Annotated in this window: 14 protein-coding genes and 7 pseudogenes; 3 read left to right on the forward strand and 18 right to left on the reverse strand. The window is 55.9% G+C overall.

Annotated elements, in window-relative coordinates; all coding sequences use genetic code 11:
- Positions 1 to 81: 81 nt before the first annotated feature.
- From K5R88_RS07985 to K5R88_RS08020, 7 genes are all read right to left on the reverse strand, one after another.
- Positions 82 to 2,013 carry a propionyl-CoA synthetase gene (locus K5R88_RS07985; RefSeq protein ID WP_442963911.1) on the reverse strand — a complete coding sequence of 644 codons (1,932 nt, stop codon included), beginning with the start codon at positions 2,011 to 2,013 and terminating at the stop codon, positions 82 to 84.
- Positions 2,014 to 2,184: 171 nt separating this feature from the next.
- The gene (locus tag K5R88_RS07990; protein WP_213605872.1) at positions 2,185 to 2,403 is read right to left on the reverse strand and encodes a tautomerase family protein; all 219 of its coding nucleotides are present in this window, start codon (positions 2,401 to 2,403) and stop codon (positions 2,185 to 2,187) included.
- A 196-nt stretch (positions 2,404 to 2,599) separates the two neighbouring features.
- Positions 2,600 to 4,126, reverse strand: a complete 1,527-nt coding sequence (locus tag K5R88_RS07995) for an aldehyde dehydrogenase family protein (RefSeq protein WP_226299640.1) — start codon at positions 4,124 to 4,126, stop codon at positions 2,600 to 2,602.
- A gap of 205 nt (positions 4,127 to 4,331) precedes the next feature.
- The gene (locus K5R88_RS08000) at positions 4,332 to 5,558 is read right to left on the reverse strand and encodes an NADH:flavin oxidoreductase (protein WP_226299641.1); all 1,227 of its coding nucleotides are present in this window, start codon (positions 5,556 to 5,558) and stop codon (positions 4,332 to 4,334) included.
- Positions 5,559 to 5,662: 104 nt separating this feature from the next.
- Positions 5,663 to 6,196, reverse strand: coding sequence for an OsmC family protein (locus K5R88_RS08005; protein WP_226299642.1), 534 nt, complete (start codon positions 6,194 to 6,196; stop codon positions 5,663 to 5,665).
- An 829-nt stretch (positions 6,197 to 7,025) separates the two neighbouring features.
- The gene (locus K5R88_RS08015) at positions 7,026 to 8,291 is read right to left on the reverse strand and encodes a PAS domain-containing sensor histidine kinase (RefSeq protein WP_226299643.1); all 1,266 of its coding nucleotides are present in this window, start codon (positions 8,289 to 8,291) and stop codon (positions 7,026 to 7,028) included.
- A 210-nt stretch (positions 8,292 to 8,501) separates the two neighbouring features.
- A complete protein-coding gene (locus tag K5R88_RS08020; protein ID WP_226299644.1) occupies positions 8,502 to 8,897 on the reverse strand; it encodes a DUF6632 domain-containing protein in 396 nt (131 codons plus the stop codon).
- A gap of 577 nt (positions 8,898 to 9,474) precedes the next feature.
- On the opposite strand from K5R88_RS08020, the gene K5R88_RS08025 reads away from it, so the two are divergent.
- Positions 9,475 to 10,722 (forward strand): OmpP1/FadL family transporter, encoded by a 1,248-nt coding sequence (locus tag K5R88_RS08025; RefSeq protein WP_226299645.1) that lies wholly within the window; start codon positions 9,475 to 9,477, stop codon positions 10,720 to 10,722.
- Between the two features lie 430 nt (positions 10,723 to 11,152).
- Here K5R88_RS08025 and K5R88_RS08030 read toward each other — a convergent pair.
- From K5R88_RS08030 to K5R88_RS08050, 5 genes and pseudogenes are all read right to left on the reverse strand, one after another.
- Positions 11,153 to 11,290: pseudogene (locus K5R88_RS08030) on the reverse strand (helix-turn-helix domain-containing protein); the annotation flags it as partial.
- Between the two features lie 413 nt (positions 11,291 to 11,703).
- Positions 11,704 to 12,822, reverse strand: a complete 1,119-nt coding sequence (locus K5R88_RS08035) for a flavin monoamine oxidase family protein (RefSeq protein ID WP_226299646.1) — start codon at positions 12,820 to 12,822, stop codon at positions 11,704 to 11,706.
- Positions 12,819 to 13,541, reverse strand: coding sequence for a cupin domain-containing protein (locus K5R88_RS08040; RefSeq protein WP_226299647.1), 723 nt, complete (start codon positions 13,539 to 13,541; stop codon positions 12,819 to 12,821). Before K5R88_RS08040 ends, K5R88_RS08035 begins: the two co-directional genes overlap by 4 nt.
- 19 nt (positions 13,542 to 13,560) lie before the next feature.
- Positions 13,561 to 13,674 (reverse strand): annotated as a pseudogene (locus K5R88_RS08045) (carboxymuconolactone decarboxylase family protein); the annotation flags it as partial.
- Positions 13,665 to 13,802, reverse strand: a pseudogene (locus tag K5R88_RS08050) (sugar dehydrogenase); the annotation flags it as partial. The pseudogenes K5R88_RS08045 and K5R88_RS08050, both read right to left, overlap by 10 nt.
- 186 nt (positions 13,803 to 13,988) lie before the next feature.
- Between K5R88_RS08050 and gcvA the strand changes: the two are divergent.
- Positions 13,989 to 14,945: a transcriptional regulator GcvA gene (gene gcvA / locus K5R88_RS08055; RefSeq protein ID WP_226299648.1), complete on the forward strand. Its 957-nt coding sequence runs from the start codon at positions 13,989 to 13,991 to the stop codon at positions 14,943 to 14,945.
- A gap of 156 nt (positions 14,946 to 15,101) precedes the next feature.
- On the opposite strand, the pseudogene K5R88_RS08060 reads toward gcvA, so the two are convergent.
- The 3 genes and pseudogenes from K5R88_RS08060 to K5R88_RS08070 form a co-directional block, all read right to left on the reverse strand.
- A pseudogene (locus K5R88_RS08060) lies at positions 15,102 to 15,377 on the reverse strand (transposase domain-containing protein); the annotation flags it as partial.
- Between the two features lie 155 nt (positions 15,378 to 15,532).
- Complete coding sequence (locus tag K5R88_RS30855) at positions 15,533 to 15,796, reverse strand: transposase (RefSeq protein ID WP_226299649.1); 264 nt, start codon at positions 15,794 to 15,796, stop codon at positions 15,533 to 15,535.
- Positions 15,797 to 16,170: 374 nt separating this feature from the next.
- Positions 16,171 to 17,208 (reverse strand): annotated as a pseudogene (locus K5R88_RS08070) (GGDEF domain-containing protein).
- 319 nt (positions 17,209 to 17,527) lie between these two features.
- Here K5R88_RS08070 and K5R88_RS08075 point away from each other — a divergent pair.
- On the forward strand, positions 17,528 to 17,839 hold the full coding sequence (locus K5R88_RS08075) for a hypothetical protein (RefSeq protein ID WP_226299650.1): 312 nt from the start codon (positions 17,528 to 17,530) through the stop codon (positions 17,837 to 17,839).
- Between the two features lie 55 nt (positions 17,840 to 17,894).
- Here K5R88_RS08075 and K5R88_RS08080 read toward each other — a convergent pair.
- The 3 genes and pseudogenes from K5R88_RS08080 to K5R88_RS08090 all read right to left on the reverse strand — a co-directional run.
- A pseudogene (locus K5R88_RS08080) lies at positions 17,895 to 18,041 on the reverse strand (LysE family translocator); the annotation flags it as partial.
- 6 nt (positions 18,042 to 18,047) lie between these two features.
- Positions 18,048 to 18,263 carry a hypothetical protein gene (locus tag K5R88_RS08085; protein ID WP_134100720.1) on the reverse strand — a complete coding sequence of 72 codons (216 nt, stop codon included), beginning with the start codon at positions 18,261 to 18,263 and terminating at the stop codon, positions 18,048 to 18,050.
- A 169-nt stretch (positions 18,264 to 18,432) separates the two neighbouring features.
- A pseudogene (locus K5R88_RS08090) lies at positions 18,433 to 18,689 on the reverse strand (ParA family protein); the annotation flags it as partial.
- Positions 18,690 to 18,699 lie beyond the last annotated feature (10 nt).

The following is an 18,699-nucleotide window of genomic DNA, read 5'->3' on the forward strand; positions in this document are numbered from 1 at the left end:
CCAAGCTTGCGGCCTACGGACACCAGGTCGCGCCGCCGACGCGTATTGCACACGGCGCAACCGGTGCCCGCCGCACCGCTATTAAGAGGCTGTCACGAATGTAGCATTCAGCGCGTACCCTGCAGTTCGTAGCGCGGCACCGATCTCCGACAGTGAGCCCGGATCGTCGATTGTGGCAGGCATTTTCCATTCTTGGCCGTCGGCGATCTTCTGCATGGTCCCGCGCAGGATCTTTCCCGAGCGCGTCTTCGGAAGGCGAGTGACCACCACCGCACGCTTGAAATCAGCAACCGGGCCGATTTTTTCGCGAACGAGCTGCACAATTTCTTTGACAATCTCCTCGTGCGGGCGGTTGACACCGACCTTAAGGCATAACAGCCCCAGCGGCACTTGCCCCTTAATCTGGTCGGCGACTCCGATCACCGCACACTCGGCGACATCGCAATGGCTGCTCAGTACTTCTTCGATCGCCCCCGTCGATAGTCGGTGGCCGGCGACATTGATGATGTCGTCGGTCCTGGTCATTACATGAACGTAGCCCTCCTCATCAATGAAGCCCGCGTCCCCGCTCTCGTAGAACCCCGGATAAGCACGCAAGTAGGAGCTCTGGAAGCGTAGATCCGCGTTCCACAGTGTAACCAGCGCGCCTGGGGGCAGCGGCAGCTTGATGCACAGGGCACCAATCTTGCCTCGTGACATCACGTCCTGCTCGCTGTCGAGCACCTGGACATCCCAGCCCGGCATCGGGCGCGTGGCCGAGCCATACTTGACGGGAAACAGATGCGTGCCGAGGGGGTTACCCGCAACGACCCAACCTGTTTCCGTTTGCCACCAATGGTCGATGACCGGAACCTGCAGTTTCTGTTCCGCCCACTGCAGGGTGTCCGGATCCGAACGCTCTCCAGCCAGGAACAGAGCCCTAAGATGAGACAGGTCGTACTTGTCGATATGCTGGCCCTGAGGATCCTCGCGTTTGATGGCACGGAAGGCCGTCGGCGCGGTAAATAAGGTCGTCACTTTGTGCTGTTCGACGACCCTCCAGAATGTACCCGCGTCGGGAGTTCCCACTGGTTTACCTTCGAACACGACAGTGGTGCAGCCGGCGAGCAGCGGCCCGTATACGATGTAGGAGTGACCCACGACCCATCCGACATCCGAAGCCGCCCAGAAGACTTCGCCGGGTTGGACATTGTAGAAATGCTCCATGGTCCAACGAAGAGCGACCGCGTGGCCGGCGTTATCCCGAACCACGCCCTTGGGCTCGCCGGTTGTTCCGGATGTATAGAGGATGTACAGCGGATCGGTCCCTTGCACTGGTACGCAGGCCGCGGGCTGCGCGCTGGCCACGGCCTGTTCCCAATCGACATCCCGTCCCTCGACAAGCGATGCGCGCTCCTGCGGGCGCTGGTAAACGATGACGCTGTCCGGCTTGTGCTTGGCCTGATCGATGGCAGAATCGAGCATCGGTTTGTATTTGACGATGCGGTTTGGTTCGATCCCGCATGAGGCAGAAACGACGACCTTCGGCTTGGCGTCGTCGATACGGGTCGCGAGCTCGTTGGGCGCAAAGCCTCCGAACACCACAGAATGAACAGCCCCCAGCCTCGCGCAGGCCAGCATGGCAATAACGGTCTGCGGGATCATGGGCATGTAGACGAGTACACGATCACCCTTAGCCACACCACGCAAACGCAACGCTCCTGCGAACTGGGCAACGGACGCCTGAAGCTCGCTGTAAGTGATGGTCTGGACAGTACCGGTGAGGGGGCTGTCGTAGATGATCGCAGCCTGGTCACCACAGCCCGCCTCGACGTGCCGGTCCACTGCGTTGTAACAAGTGTTGAGTTCGGAGCCCACGAACCAGCGATAGAACGGAGCCGTGCTGTCGTCCAGCACCTTGCTCCAAGGTTTGTACCAGCTGATGCCCTGAGCAGCTTCGCCCCAGAACCGGTCTGGATCTGCGATAGAGCGGGCATGCATTTGGTCAAAGGCGTCAATTTGTTCTGCGGTCATTGCGATATCTCTGGCAGTTGTCAAAGTTGAATCGAAACCAACCATGAAGCGCTGTTGCCGGATGGAGCCGACGCCCATGGCCGCGCGTTGTGCCGCGACGCGGAGTAAGGGGCCCGAAGGCCCCTTTGAAAGTTCCGACCATCCAACAGGACAGCCGGCACTACGCGGAGGTCAATCGCCAGCCTGGAGCTTCTTCACGTCGGCAGCGGTAAGGCAATGCCCACCGATGGACCAGTCGCCGCTCTTCACCTCCTCGAAGATCACCCAGGTCACACCTTCCATATTCTTGCCTTCGACTGACACCATGGCGTCGTGGACAGCGCGAATTGCCTTCTGCTTTTCCTCGGCGGTGAACACACCCTCAATACCTTTAATCGTCACGAGCGGCATAACGTTTTCCTCTTTGGATAACGCAATAAAATGCGCAAGGTCAGCCTCTGCTGACGCCCAAACATCGCGGACTAGCCCCGATGTTCGTTGCAGCCTCCTTACGAAGGCTGGGAGCGTTGCACTTAACCGACCCAACGCGGGGGGTAAAGGATGAAAGGCACAGCAGGCCACTATTTGCTTTGCCGGTGCCCGGTTTTCAAAAGAAGCCCAATTTGTGGGCGCTATAACTCACCAGCACGCACTTGGTCTGCTGGTAGTTAGCCAAGGCCATCTTGTGGGTTTCGCGGCCAATGCCGGAGCGCTTGTAGCCGCCAAACGCTGCGTGCGCTGGGTAGGCGTGGTAGCAGTTGGTCCAGACTCTTCCGGCCTCGATCGCGCGCCCCATCTTGTAGGCGGTGGTCCCGTTGCGACTCCACACCCCAGCACCAAGGCCGAACATCGTGTCATTGGCGATCGCGATCGCCTCGTCCATGTCCCTGAAAGTGGTCAATGCAGCCACAGGGCCGAAGATTTCTTCCTGGAAAATGCGCATGTTGTTGGTACCCTGCAGGATGGTGGGCTTGATATAAAAACCGCTATCCAGCTCCGCCCCGAGCACACTGCGCTCACCGCCAATGAGCGTTTGCGCGCCTTCTTTTTTCCCAACGTCGATGTAGTCGAGAATCTTATCCATCTGGATTTTGGATATCTGCGCACCCACCATGGTGCTGAGGTCCAACGGGTGGCCTGTCTTGATGTTGCCGACGCGCTTGGTGGCCATATCGATGAAACGCTCTGCGATGGATTCCTGCACCAGGATTCGCGATGGACAGCTACATATTTCACCTTGGTTCAACGCGAACATGGCCAAACCTTCGAGCGCCTTGTCCAGAAACTCATCGTCCTTGTCCATGACGTCGGCAAAGAATATGTTGGGGCTCTTGCCACCCAACTCGACGGTGGATGGAATCAGATTCTCAGCAGCGGCATGTAGGATGCGCTGGCCGACAGGCGTGGATCCGGTGAACGCGATCTTGGCGATACGATTGCTAGTGGCCAGAGCCTCACCGGCCTCTTTGCCGAAGCCGTTGACGATATTGAGCACGCCGGGCGGAAGCAGGTCACCAATGACTTCCATCAGTACCAATATAGATGCCGGGGTCTGTTCGGCGGGCTTCATCACCACTGAGCAACCGGCGGCCAAAGCAGGAGCCAGTTTCCAGCTTGCCATCAACAGCGGGAAATTCCAGGGAATGATCTGACCGACCACCCCGATGGGTTCCTGATAGTGGTAGGCAACCGTGTTCTCGTCGATCTCGGAGATGGCACCCTCTTCTGCGCGAAGGCACCCCGCGAAGTAGCGGAAATGGTCTACGGCCAGCGGAAGGTCGGCCGCCATGGTTTCGCGCAGGGGCTTACCGTTGTCGATCGTCTCGGCCACGGCCAGCATCTGCAGGTTCTGCTCGATGCGATCGGCGATCTTCAAAAGCAGGTTGGAACGTTCCGCTGCAGAAGTCTTCCCCCATTTCACTTGGGCAGCGTGCGCTGCATCCAATGCACGATTCACGTCTTCCGCGTCGGACTGGGGGACTTTACAGAACGGCGTTCCGGTGATGGGCGAGACGTTTTCAAAGTAGCGGCCGGCACTGGGCGCAACCCAATTGCCACCAATGTAGTTTTCGTATTGTTTCTTGAAGGGATTAGCGAGATCGAGATTAAATCGTTTGAGATCGAAGGGATCCATTGCGTGTCTCCTGGGTTGCCTGATGTCATTGCCACTCACGGGGGCAAGGTTTCGCACAAGTTTTTATATCGCGCGCCCGCACTGTCTTTGACATTTCCGTCCTCCTCGCATTTATTGAAATACCTCAATAGAGAGGGACGTTCTTCCGGGGCAAAGTCAGTCCCCGCATTCACTGGGCGCGATTATTGGTAGCAAGTCTCAAATATCAGGTGTAGCTGTATCCGTCGTCCGGCAGGTAGCATCTCAACTTGTTCCCCAAAACAACTTCAACCAGACACTTGTTACAGTTGGAGCACTTCCCCGGGTCCTCTCTTCCATCGAGTACGTCATTAGGAAAGTTAGGTTCTGCAGCAAGGACCCTCGCTAAAGACAACATATCGGCTGTCCCTTCTTTGATTATCTGATTCATGGTCGCCGGATACTTGTGACCGCCCGTGAGAATCAGCGGGGTATCGCCACAGAGCGGCTTAAGAGCGACTGCATGGTTATACCAATACGTTTCTTCAAACTTAACTGAGTCCCTGATTCCATACAGGCCGTTGATGAGTTCAGGAGTGATCCCCTCGACGATCCCGCCAATACCCTTCTTCAAGGTTCCGATCGGAATTTCTCCCCGTGTCATCATAAAAACGTTGTCAACGATCGTGCCGCCGCTGATCTCAATGGCGTCGACGAGTTTGGCCACTTCCGGGATGAATATCTTGGCTTCATCCAGGTTGATTCCATCGTTCCAGGGCTCATCAACGGAGATTTTGGTCCAGACCAACATCTCTGGCCCCACTGCTTCTCTCACCGCCCGGAAGGTCTCTTCAAAGAACTTAAACCTCTTCTCGGGCGTGCCTCCCCACGCGTCAGTTCGCTTGTTGGTATGTGGAGAAAGGAACTGCGCCAGCAGGTAGCCGTGAGCGGCGTTGGGCAGCACGATATCGAATCCGGCCTTCTTGGCCCTTACGGCAGCAGCGGCCTGGTCTTCGACTGCTTTCCAGATCTCAGCCTCGGTCATCTCCCGACATGCGGCCTGGTACATGGGACTCGGCCCCATCGCCGACGGCCCCATCACCGCCTCTGCACCTGAGAAGAACAGGTTGGGATTCGCCTGCCGTCCGGCGGCCGCCAGTTGCAGACCCGCTACCGCACCATACGAATGGATTGTATCCGCCAGCTTTTTCAGACCGGCAATGTGGCTATCATCGTATGAGCCGGTCTGAAATGGCATACAGCGGGGCAGACAAACGTTGGTGTAGCCGGGGAAGATACAACTGGCACCGCCAGCAGCCTGTCGTGCAATCCAGGACTCCAGTTCGGGCGTCACCTCACCCCGCTCCGTTGCCATCCCCTCATACATGCCCGAACGCATCATCCGGTTCTTGAACGTTATTCCTCTCATCTCGATGGGTGAGCAAAGTTCCATCCATTTTGTTTGTCTTGTCATGGTGTCTCTCCTTTGCTTGGGTTCGTGGCAAACGCTGCCGATAGTAAGTTGCGCCTCTCAGTGATTTTTATTTCGAGGCGACAACCTGGCTAAGGACTGATCGGCTAAAGCGGCATGAGCGCCTCACCGTTCAAGAACACTTTGCCGGTGACATTCACCGGCCGCTTCAGTGTGTCGAGCGTTGGACAGCGCGCTTCAACCATGCGGACGAATTCCGCGATGGTTGCGGGGTCCTCCTGACTCGTGATGCGCGTTTCGAACTTAATTGTCTGGTAACCAGGCGGCACCGAAGGATCTACGCCAAATACCCCCCGGACATCGAGCTGCCCCTTGAGATCCACGATGACAGAATCGAGTTTGATCCCTGTCATGTGTGCATAAAGCGAGTACAAAATCCCTTGGCATGCCCCCAGGGAAGTCAGCAGCAATTCGACGGGATTCATTCCAGCGTCGTTGCCTCCCATATCTGGCGGCTCATCGACGAGCAAGGCCGGGAACTTGCGAACGTAGGCACTGCATTGCGTGCCGCCGTCTAGCCGCACCTGCGCCTTGAACATTGCGGGCGCCGGAGCGGCAGAGTTCTTCTGGAGGTGGGTAACCATCTCATGAATTTTTTTGCCTATTGTTGATGTTGTCATGGCATCCTCGATTGGTCATTTCAGAGCTAGTCCTGAACATGCGACTGACGTTCAAGAAGCACGAAAAGTGTCTGCCTTCGATCACATGTGGAACAACTAGGCTGACTCAGCGGCATACCTAGGCGCATCCCGAGGCTGAGCCTAGGGCAAAACCGAGTCCGGATACCTATGTCACTCGTGCGGCACGAGCGAGCAACGCCGGCCCATCGGCATGCAGTCGCCGATGCGGCAGATCAGACCACTGTCGCAGGCCGCAGTTGATGCGCCCGGCAGCCCGCGCAAGAGAGGGAGAGCGGCAGGCCACGCTTCATAAACGCTTGCGTGAGGCCATGAACGAGTCTTTCGGCAGTATCTTCGAGATACCACAGCAGGTGGCACAGCAGACATGAGCGGTCATTGGTGACACGACGCAGCATCGGCTCGACCCAGGCGCCGCTGCGCGTCACGACCTTGCGCGCGGTGTGATGGAAATCGAGCAGCCAAATAGTTCTTTGGGAGCCTTCGGTGCGGGGAGCAAGGGGCCGATGATCGAGTAGCGCAGTGCGCCTAGCGATCCCGCTGAGGCGAATCGAGTTCGGTGCTCAAGAAGGTCTCCCCGGTGAAGCAGCGCCGAGATCGTTGCGGGTGGGAGTGAAGACTACAGACCCTCGGGGGGCGCGGACTGTGCGCATCCTCTGCGGGCGCAGCAGCCCTGCTCGGTGAAGAACCCCGCCCCACTCCTATCGGCCCGCATGCACTTGAGCAGGCAGCTCCTCAGCATTGCATAGCGATAAACGGAAAACTTGGGGTGAGTAGCAGGGCTTGGCACACAGGGAGGCCGCCGATGCCATCAGGAACTGTGGCCGTACTCAATCCGCTGTTCCAAGGCAGGAGGAACGGTGAATGTGAACGTGACGCCCTTGCCTGCGTTGGGACGAACCGAAATGCGACCACCGTGCGCTTCGATGACCGATCGACTGATCGAGAGCCCCATGCCGATGCCGTCAATTTTCGTCGTAAAGAAGGGATCGAACAACTTGTCGATATCATCCGCATCAATACCGCAACCGCAATCCTCCACCGCCACCTCGACTCCTCCGTCCTGGCCGCGCATCGTTGACACACTGACGGACGCCTGTGCAGCAGCGCCTGGATTTCCTATTGCTTCTACCGCATTTCGAATCAGATTGAAGACGACTTGCTCCAACTCAATCTTGCTTGCGTAGATGGCCACCGTATCCGGTGCGAGCTTCATCGCAATCCTAACGTCATGTCGCGTGGCCTCGGGTGTTATAAGCAACACCATTATGCGTACGATCTCGTTGATATCCACCAGCGTTTTAGTCGGTTCCGTTCGGCTAACCAGCTCCCTGACAGTGCGAATGATCTGCCCTGCCCGCTGACCTTGTTCGTTAATTGCTTCCAGTGACTCGACCACGCTTTCAATCTTGTCTGGCGCAGTTCGAAGACGGCGAAGACTCGCCGACGCGTAGTTCACGATGGCGGCGAGGGGTTGATTCAGCTCATGCGCAAGACCCGACGCCATCTCTCCCATGGACGTGATTCGGCCGACCCTGGCCAGGTCGGAGAGGTGGCGCTGTGCCCGCTCTTCAGCGTTGCGCCGGTCGGTAATGTCGCGGGTCAGCGCGAGCGCCGCGACGATTGTGCCGCCCGACTCGCGCATCGGCACTACATTCGTCTCGAACAAACGGTGCTGACCCATCGCACACAAGACTCGAAACTCCATCGACTCGGATCGCCCCTCAAACACAGCTGCAGAGAGGGCTTTGTATCGCTCGTGATATTCCACGGAAATGAAGCTGTAAACGGAGGTGCCCACCACCTGCGCGGCACAATTGGCACCGAGGCACGCTATCCCTGCCCGATTCATGGTCAGGACAGTTCCATTGGCGTCGTGGAGTTTTACGCACTCCAGTTGCGATTCAAAAATAGTTTGCAGGCGTTGCTCTAGATCCGAGAGAGCGCGCTCCGCCAGAACACGCGCGGATCCCTCGGCCCCCAACCGACTTTCGGCATCGCGGAGTCGCTTCGCCAAGTACAAAGCGATGCCGGTTATCGCGGCAAACGCTGATCCGCCAACAATTAATGTCAACATAGCGAACTCACTCGATCCATCCCAATTTCACCTTGGCTCATGGATTCAAGAAACATGGTTCTGCGTCGTTGGGATGTTGTAGAAAGAAATTGACAATCACCCGAAACGTCACTCATGTCAAACGGTGTCGCCCTGGTTCCGGGCTCAGCGCCCTGAGAGGCGAGGCGCCGAAACTTGTCTCTCAGGCTTGCCATGAAGACGAAATCGGTTTTAAACGGCCGCCTTGAGCACCTTGGCGCGCGGTAACAAGAACCAAAGCACACCTGCCATGATGAACAGAGCTGGTACGTCACCAAGAAGGTTGGCGTGCTCGTGAGCATCAACCCCGGCCTGCATCGCCATGATCCCGGCATGCACGATACTGGACCAAATCGTGAACTGGATCAGACTGCGGTGCTCGCCTGGTCGACGGGACGCGATTAGTAGAAATATTCCCAGCGTCGCGTAGACCCCTTGAATCATCTGTTCATATTTGGTCTGCCTTGGCTCCCATGTCCATCCATCGGTCCAGAACCAGTTCATCAAGGGATAGAGACCAATCAAGAGAAACAGGCCAAAAACCAGCAGGGCCCACCGCAGGGACTTTTCTTTAGTTTCATCGCTCATGTATTCGCATCCATAGCTAAGTAACGAGGTCCAATATTGTCAGAGTCCGCGGAAATTCGGAATCGGTGATAACCCTGGCATATACTGGTAAATGTACTAGGGAAACGCGAACAATAGTCTCGCCACACGAAAGACGGATGTTCAGTGTCGTATTTGACGCAGCGACAGCCATGGGTGAGTTACTTCTACACATATTCCAACTCAATAAACCTACGCTGCAATTTAAAGATTCGGTTGTTTCGCACAGGCTCGCTTGTCTCGATTGTCGGCAGAATTGGGCTGGGAATAAATCAGTGCTTCCTTAGTAGTTTCTCCAGTATCTCCCCAGACGAAACCCCTGCTCGACTCGAGTTATACACGACTCACCCCGGCCATCGTCCGAGTTACAACAAGCAACCAGCCTATATAGATTTCAGCGTGCACAGGCCCAATCGTTGCTTGGCTCGCCTGATGTGTAACTTCGATGCGTTGAAAAGTGTGTGCGGTGCTGGATCCGTGTTTTGCCGGACCGAAGTAGACGGTCTCAGATACGGAAGGAGTCTCAGATGGTTATTAATAACAATAAAGGAAACCAACCATGAAACAACCTTTCATAGCGCTGACAATGGGTGCCCTAGTGAGCGCAACTGCCCAGGCTGCGAACTACGGAACGGATTTCAATCTTACGATGTTGCCGGCTTCCGGCGGAATGGCCGGGGTCGGCGTCGCTCGCCCACTGGAGCCCGCGGCGGCTCTTTATGGCAATCCCGCGGCTTTGACCCAGTTTAGAGATGCAACCCGCTTTTCGCTCGGGGCTACATACTTTGAACCGAGCCTTAATGTAGAACACGACGGATCAGTGACCGGCGCTGCTTGGGCAGACGATTCCAAGGCCTCGTCTTATCTCATACCAGCGGTCGCGATCACCCAACCGCTGGGAGAGAACGACGTTTTGGGCTTTGGTTTTACCGTAGTGTCGGGGGTGGGGTCCGACTTCAAGGGTGCCGGCGGACCACATCCTGGCGGGTGTTCTGCGGGGGGCGGGGTTTACTGCACTTCAGCCAGCCTGGATCCGAATGCAGAGATGGTTGTTTTTGGCGCCAACGTTGGCTACGGCCACCGTTTCAGTGACGCTCTATCCGGCGGGGTGGCGATCACCGTGGCTCAAGGTTACGCACAGATGCCGCTGAATTCCGACACTTCCAGTGTTCACGCTTTCGGTGTGCGTGCCACGCTTGGCATAAATTACGACGTCGGTGCCACCACCATTGGCGCCTACTATCGCAGCCCCATGTCAATGAGATACCAGAACCTGTTCAACAATGGTCCCGGCAAATTCAGTGACACCACTATCGAGCAACCGCAGGAATTTGCTTTCGGCATCGCCAATCGGGCGTTGATGAATGGCAAGCTGTTGATAGCCCTCGATGTTCTTTATAAAGACTGGAGCAGCGCTGAATTTTACAAGGATATTTACGAGAGCCAGACAGTGATCGCTACGGGCGCCGAACTGACTACCGGCGCTGCCAAATGGCGTATCGGTTACAGCCATGTCAACAGCCCCATCAAGAACGACGTCGGTAGCAGCATTGCGGGGAACAATTCTTTCGCCCTGAATGGAGTTTCCATTCCTCTTAACCCACCGATTGTCCAATACCTCCAGGCTGTTGACGCGGCAGTGATTTGGCTTGATCAAGTAACACTGGGCGCGGGCTACGAGATCAACAAAAATCTACGCGTGGACAGCCACTTGGGGCTTGCCCTGAACAGGAGCGAGCAGATCGGCGCAAACAACGTGGAAGCGAAAGCTTGGCAACTAGGTGCCGGCTTGACGTGGAGCTTCTGACATCAGAGCGCGATCGCGCTAATTATCGACAAAGGCGATCTTGATCGTTGCCAAGAATCGTGTGCCCAGGTGAGCTGGGGCAACTAACACGACTTACGGTCGGCCAAACACGCTGAGCTGGGCCGTGATATAGCCCAGATCAGCGTTCGTAGCACCAGCCGATCAAGGAACCTCCCGGCTCTGCCGGGGAGGCAGCGGTGGCGAAAAACTTCGCCTCTTTCCAACAAAAGGATTCGGACACCGTGCTCGCTGATACATATTGCCGACTCAGAAGCCATGGAGACCACACGTGAGAAAGCCAGCTATGAAAATCATCATCGAAGAATGGGATGGCGACGGTACTTCTAGCATTAGCGCCCTCTCCTGCTCGACCTCTATCGCCTCAGTCCAAGTCCACAAAGGCAAGAAACGCGACGGTGTCATTCTGCATTCAACCGGGTCGTGAAATACCGTGATGGCGCAGTTTGCGATAGAGCGTATTGCGGCTGATCCCTAGGCGGGCGGCAACATGGGCGATATGCCAGTGTTCCGCCTCAATCAATGTTAACAGTGTCTGCCGCTCGGATATCGAATGTCACGCAAGCCCCCCTCTCCAGTCGGCCGATAAGATCAAACGGCCTTCGTTTCCACCCTCGTCCCAACATGTTCAGTCGACGCGTTGAGTGATACGGCATCTGATTAAGTGTAAGCGTCTGGCGAACACAGCTTGCAACTGGTGAAAAAGACGAATGTTAGCGCCGTGACCTGCTATGGATGGCAGTGATCTACAAGGTTGCAAGCATTTTGGAAGGAGCGAGGTCATTACCGACTACAGCGCCGATGGCGTAAATCACTACCGAGTTTGCGTCGGCCAACACTTGGGCTAATGCCAACAGCTAGATATTGCCACGTTGAGTTTGCTCCGGCAGCACGAGAGTCGCTTCGTTCATATGAGAGATCCTTTGGGTATCCGTATGAAATGGCCGAGTCCGCCGAGCGCGATCAGCTCTGTTTTTGGAGCATCAGGCGCACGCCTAATGCAGCTGCTTCGATGGCGCCTGCGATGTACCCCGGAAACTGCGGTGACCATTCACTGCCAATTCCAATCAACCGCCCCGCCCAAGGGGAGGAATCGACTGTTGCTTCTAGGCTGACTGAGTGTTGCCCTCCGTCGAGCAAATCTTGAGCAACAGAGGTGAGAGGATCCTGCGCCCAGTCTTTGAGGAATTCAGCCACAGGCTTACCCGCCTCTGGCCCGAAAAGCCGCACCAACTGAGCGCGACACATTGTCTGCAACTGTTCTTGAGGCATTACGTTGCGCGTCTGCGCCGGGATGCCTATAAAGCCGAACAGCGCGGCATGTCCACCAGGCGACGAGGCGTCATGAATCTCCACCATAGGGCCTACTGCGCTCCGTGCTTGTCCGGACAATCCGGTTTTGTTCCAGAATGCGGAGTCGAATACGGCGAGGTATTTGGCGTGAGGAGCCATCCAGGTTGGGGTACTTCGCCATAGCTGCGCAATCGAAGGGGGAAGTCCTGGCAAAAAGTCTATGTCTTGGGCCAGCAATCGCGGTGGAGCGGCTAACAGAATGTGCTCGACCGCCCATGATTCTCGGCTGCCGTCCCCGCTCTCACTCTCTATTTCCAAGTGCTGCTCGCAGGCATGGAGACGACGTACTGCCCGTCCCATGCGCACTTTGTCGGGATTTACGTTGGCAGCAAGCGCATCGACTAAAGCCGCCATACCGCCCAGTAAGCGTACCGAAGACGGCGAAGTAGAGTAGCCCTGTGTGCGTACGGGCCTCGCTCCGGCAATGCGCTCGATCACGCTGTCGCCTTGTACGTTCTGCACAAACCGCTCTAGGCCAAGATCGGCTACCAGGCTGTCAAGCTGCGGCTGGAAATCGGGCCAAAACCAAGACGGCCCTAGGTCAAAGCGGTCGGAGGGATCTGATAGGCCTGCAACTGTGCCCTCAAGCGCGACGGATAGAGCCCGTCCTCCGAGTCTCTCGCGGGCTTCAAATAAGACATAATCATAGATGCCTTGGGATTCAAGTAAATAGGCCGCGTATAGCCCGCTGATGCCTCCGCCGATGATCGCGATGCGAATCTGGTTCATGGTAATGCCTTGCTTGAAAGCCCGATCAGGCGTCCACGCCTAAAATAGATCGTGCACCCCTCTGTTGCGGTATACAGCTGCGGGTGTTCTCCCGATGGAAAACGCAGCCAGCTGCCAGCCTCGTAATGCCGTCCGGCTTCGACCAAACTTCCAGCCAAGACCAAAAGCTCGGAGTTCTCGACGGGAGCATCGAATAACAGTGCACCCGCAGGTAAGCGCACCAGACAAACAGCCTCGGATTCACTGGCATGTAACGGGCAGACCTCGCGGTCACTTTCTTGTTGCCATGCATCTGGCCGTCGCGTGTCGATCCGCACCTTGACCTGCTCATCCGCAGACATCTGCCAAAGCTTCACGAAAATGACGGTGTCTTCAGGGCTGGAAGGCGCATGGCTGGAACCCGGAGGGTTGCGCAGATACCAGCCTGCGGGATAGCTGTCGTCATCGTCTACAAACGTACCGGAAAGGACGAGGATTTCCTCTCCGCCAGGGTGTTGATGAGGGGCAAAACTGGAACCGGCTGAGTAGCGAACAATACTCGTTGCACGAGCTCTTTCGCCGCCGACTCGATCAAGCATGACCCTCTCAACGCCCGGCTGTGGCGATGCCACCCAGTTGTAGTCATGAGCAGCGACAGCAGCGCGCTGGGTGAAGTCAGAATTGATGAGCACGGCTGTTCTCCAGGGAATTAAATGCAGGTATTGGGCGACGGTGATCACCGTCGCCGCATATCGATTCTCAAGCAGCAGGCAGTTGAGCGTGTGCGTCCAGGACTCTTGCCAAATACACCAATGCAGCGCCTGCATTGAGCGCGATGGCAACACCTAGTGCCTCGGCAATCTCGCCCCGGTTTTCTCTGCACGGCCGCCCACGATGACTACGTTACCGCCTTGCTGTAATACGAGCCGCGCGGTTTCCAGGCCCATTCCACTGGTGCCGCCGACGACTAATAATTTCTTGCCGGTGAATTGATTGCTAATTTAAATACTCCAGATAGTGAGTGAGGCCATGCGGGAAACCGAGAACCGGTCATCAGCCTTTAAAACGCGGCCCTTAATCGTCGGACCGCACGATGTGCTGCTTAGGTACGAGCGAATTATTGACCTCTATCGATGGTGGTACAAACGAGATAAAGTGTTAGGTCGATAAAGAAAAGGTTTACCGCTATGGCAGCGCCCGTCCATCTCAATGCACTGCGGGCTTTTGAAGCCAGTGCTCGTCATCAAAGCTTTTCTGTTGCTGCCGAAGAGTTGAACGTCACCCCGGCAGCCGTTGGGCAGCTAGTGCGCACCCTTGAGCAGTGGTTAGGCACGCCCCTGTTCCATCGAGGCTCCAGTGGCAAGGCACGGTTGGTCGCTACGGAGGTTGCTGAGCGTGCGCTCCCTGACATTCGGGCTGGATTCGAGCGGCTTACGTTGGGCATGGAACGGATGAGGGATAATTCACCCAGCGGGGTTCTGACGGTCACGGTCAGTCCCGCATTTGCCGCCAAATGGTTATTGCCGCGAATTGAACGCTTCCACGCCGCTTGGCCAGATACTGATGTCCGGCTTGATACGCAGCTCAAAGCAGTAGACTTCCTGGCTCAAAGAATCGATATCGGAGTGCGATATGGTGCCGGTCACTGGCCTGGCCTGATCGCAGAAAAACTTATGGACGAGGAAATCTACCCTGTTTGCTCACCTCTACTGAAAAGTACGCCGGACTGTTTGCAAACGCTGGCTGAATTGGCAAATGAAACCCTGATTCATGACCTGTCGATGGACGGACACGCAGGATTCACGACTTGGGCTACCTGGTTGCAAACGGTTGGGATGAAAGACCTATCGACGCAGCGGGGAATGAAGATCAACAACTCTGCAGCGGTGCTTCAAGCGGCAATAGATGGGCAAGGGATTGCGCTTGCGCGCAGCGTCATGGCCCAAGATGATCTGGCTGCTGGTAGGTTGATCCGCTTGTTTCCGGATATTCAGTTTGTCTCTCCATTGGCCTATTACGTTGTCTATCGCTCGGAATGTGTAAGCCTACCGAGATTAAAGGCCTTTCGAGACTGGTTATTTGAGGAGGCTCGCACCCTATCAAAAGATCGTTGGCTCGCTTTTGGTGCTGCTATCGCCAAATAGTATTCGAGCACTTTCAGATACTTTGTTCCCTGAGCGCTATCAACATTGGAATGATGTGGCACGACGTCGCGTGAATGCATTGCACGGTTCAGTCAGGGTAACCGCAGGGCTCGGGGAGGACGACAGTATGCGCCCCGGGCAACCCGCCTGGCGCGATCAAGCTGGTTGCCACTTGTGCGGCAGCAACTGATCGATTTCACTCGCCTGCGTCGGCAGACGCATGAGAACATCCTTCAAATAGGCATACGGATCATGCCCATTCAGCCGCGCCGACGGGATCAAACTCATGATCGCCGCCGCCCGTTTTCCACTGCGCGACAGCGCTGCCCAGCGTTTCAGGCTGTAATCCAGTGCTCTGCTGATAGCCGAACCTTCAGGCACGAGATCACGTTGGTTGATCATCCAGGCATGCAGCAAATCCATTACCGGTACGTGGCATGCAGTTCGAAGAACTTGCGCCGCGCATGCCGGCACGCATGTCCATGGGCTCGGTGGCGAGCCAGATGGAGTCGATGCGGATCATCGCAGCAGGTCTCGCTGGAAAGCAAAACACGCCGCTGCATTTTCTGCCGGCCAACTCACCACGACTACGCCTTTTGAATACGGCACTTCGATTCGGATCGTGGCAGGAAGGGCCTGATGCATCGGCACGGCGGCGACGTCTTGACCGGGATGAAGGCGGTTTGAAGTGTCAGGTTTTTCTGCGCATGCACGCGTATCCATTTATGGACGAGGTTGGCGTTGAGGTTGTGGGTCAACGCGACATTGGCGATCGAGATGTCAGGCTGCGCGCATTCGGCGATGACCTGGGCCTTGAAGGACTTTGAATAGGTACGGCGTACTTGTGGCATGGGCGTCCGCTTAAAAAGGCTAAAAATGGTGTCCACTTAATTTAGGTGGACACCATCGCCTGAAGCGACGGTGTCAGGAAGGTGTGTTGCCCGGACGGTTACACAAGAGCGTCCGTATCGCTCTCGTCAGACGTCAGTTCGTAATTAAGGGTGAAGATAAATATCATCTCTAACGCTCAGCTTCAGCAAGATCCTACGTGGCTTCGATTGTCACACGACGCGACTCGAGCCGGGCTTAAGCCCGAAGGAGCGACCTTTTAATTGACCTCATTTCACACCACAGCTTAGCTATGGCTGCCATTCGGAATGAAAGCGAATCGAATCACCATATCCTGTGGGGCTATGTGATTGCAGCTAGAGTCCGAACGCCATTTTCAGTTCACTCGGTTGCGCCCGCTGCGCTTGGCTCGATAGAGCGCGACATCGGCACGAGTCAGAAGGCTTTCCACATCGTCACCCGCTTTGGCGAGGGTGACACCAAAGGACGCAGTTACAGTGTCAAGCACCTCATCCGTGCCACGAACCTTGATCCGCAGTGCCTGAATTTTTAAGCGCAGCTGCTCAGCAAATGTATGAGCACTGGTGAGATCAAAACACTCGTGCAGGACTACACAGAACTCTTCACCACCATAGCGTGCCGCCAGGGCCTGAGGCGGGATTGAGTTCCGTAACACCTGACCAACATGCTCAAGGACGCGGTCGCCCAAAGGATGGCCATACCGGTCATTGAACTGCTTGAAATGATCAATATCCAACATGACCAATGCCACCCCATGAGGAGCGTTGTTCAATGCATGCTCCAGCAAGCGAGCGAAGGTAGCTCGGTTCAACACCTTAGTCAGACCATCCAAAGATGCAGCCAGTTGGGCACGCTCGAGCTTGTCTTTCAGACTCTTGATTTCATTTTGCGCTGAGTGCAGCTGGGAGAGGAAAAGCTCTTGCTGATCCTGCATGACCTGGGTGCTCTGTTGCAGCTCGCTCAGAATGGCGGGCAACCTCTGGTCGACCGGCTCCGCGAGCATTTCCATGCAATGCCCAAGACTGGCTTGAAAATTGGAACTACCATTCACGCTACGCGAGACATTACGCTCCATGTCGTCAACCAGATCGATCGCTTGTTGTTGCCCTGCGCGCGCCTCCTCCAATTCGTCACGAATGATGTAGTCGCGAAAAAGCTTCGTAGCAGATTCTGGAGGGAAACAGTCGAAGTCTTTGACCACCCTGTCCAGATGGCGATTAAGCTCTGGCTCCTGACCTTTGCTGTAGGTGTACCAGAGAGCATAGTGCACAGGATTTGGTGGAATGTTGTGACGCACCATCAGTGGTACGGCCTGCTAAAGCAGAGCCGCCGCCTCGCGGGAGTCCTCTGGATACAGCGCTAGGGCAGTCGCACGCGTCTCTGATTGGCTCATAACGTCACTGTGGTTGGTTTTTATTGGCATATATGAAGTCGGGGGGCAGCATATCCTTACGTACACCAAGCAGCCATACATAAGTCCATGAGTAAGACGTCCAGCGTTCCTGTCGATTACGAAATCATCCCAGGCATGCTCCCAATTTGACACGGTCGCCGTGTTGGAAGAAATTGATGATCCGCCTCTTCTCTTCGACCTGAAATCCTGTGGCTGTATCTGCAGCCCAAATTTTTCAGCACGATCGATTGGATGTTCCCCAACCGGCCACTGGCCCAGTCGATTACTGGGTGCCTGGTTTCCTAATAGGATTGACAAATTGCTGACTCGCCCCGACAAAGATGCGCTACGTGCGATGCTGGAATCGCAAGTTCAAGAAAAGCTGCAGCACGACCCTGATGCGGTAACGACTTATGCAGCACAGCCTGAACCCGAACGAAAGCCATACACCAGTAAGCCCACGGTTCAGGACAAGGCATTTCACAGGGAGCTCGATCAGATGCGTGCGGATGCTGAAGCCGGAGTGATACATAAATCAGTGCGCGAGCCAATGGACGATGGTGAGTCTAGCCTTGCGCTCAATGATTACCCTGGCTTGAAAGAGGCAGGCTCTGCATCAAATCAGTGGTGATGTTTTGGCGCCTGTGCTGCGCTAATCGGTACCTCGCCGCCCTCCTCTTATGCAGCTGTCGACGCATGGTCAGGATGATTGCTCCGACGCAGATGAACGTTGACCCAACTACCCGGCTGACCCACCGGGATAGCTCGGGACGGGTCAACACGCCCTTGGCCCAAGAGACCAGTGCGGCATACAGACTAAGAGACGTCACCGAGCCTGATCACGCGAGCTTTATGGCTCCGCCCTGGATATCGTCACGCGCCATTCGTAAGTCAATAGCGTCCTGGTTAAGTCGGTGAATCATGTTGAGCAACCGCTGGCGTAGCACTTCGTCTTGGAGCTGCTCTACTGCGCGCATCATATCGAGCGCCGCTACCTCATTGTTAGTGGCGACGGAGTCGAGCAGTTTGCGCATGCTTCTTGATGGTCGATTCATCTCCAACTCCCTGGATTTCAGTGACGCGAATCATAGGGCCGGAATGTTTCGTCAGTGTTTCAGTTGCATGAACTGGTTTTGAATCACCAGCTCGGGCTGATTTGACGCTAGCTGGAGGGGTGCCCCATGAGGTGTCGATTACGCTTGTAGCAACCTGTCATTGATGAAGCTAAGCGGCTCGCTCCAGAGCATCCAGCAAACCAAAAACTCCCGAGAAAGCTTATGCCGAGGGGCCAAATGGATGATGGGTACTGAAACTTCGTGAGATTCGCGCATCTTGACGGAGCTGCTCAGATAAACCGGTAGCACAGGCAAACCTTCAGCCAACAGCTCATCAACGAGATTTTGGTGCAAACCTGTATGCCCGGTGAACTGATTGACCACCACCCCTTCCACTTTCAGTAATTCATTGTGATCAAGACGTAGCGCTGAGCTC

The organism is Pseudomonas sp. MM213 (genome assembly GCF_020423045.1).
GTDB lineage: Bacteria > Pseudomonadota > Gammaproteobacteria > Pseudomonadales > Pseudomonadaceae > Aquipseudomonas > Aquipseudomonas migulae.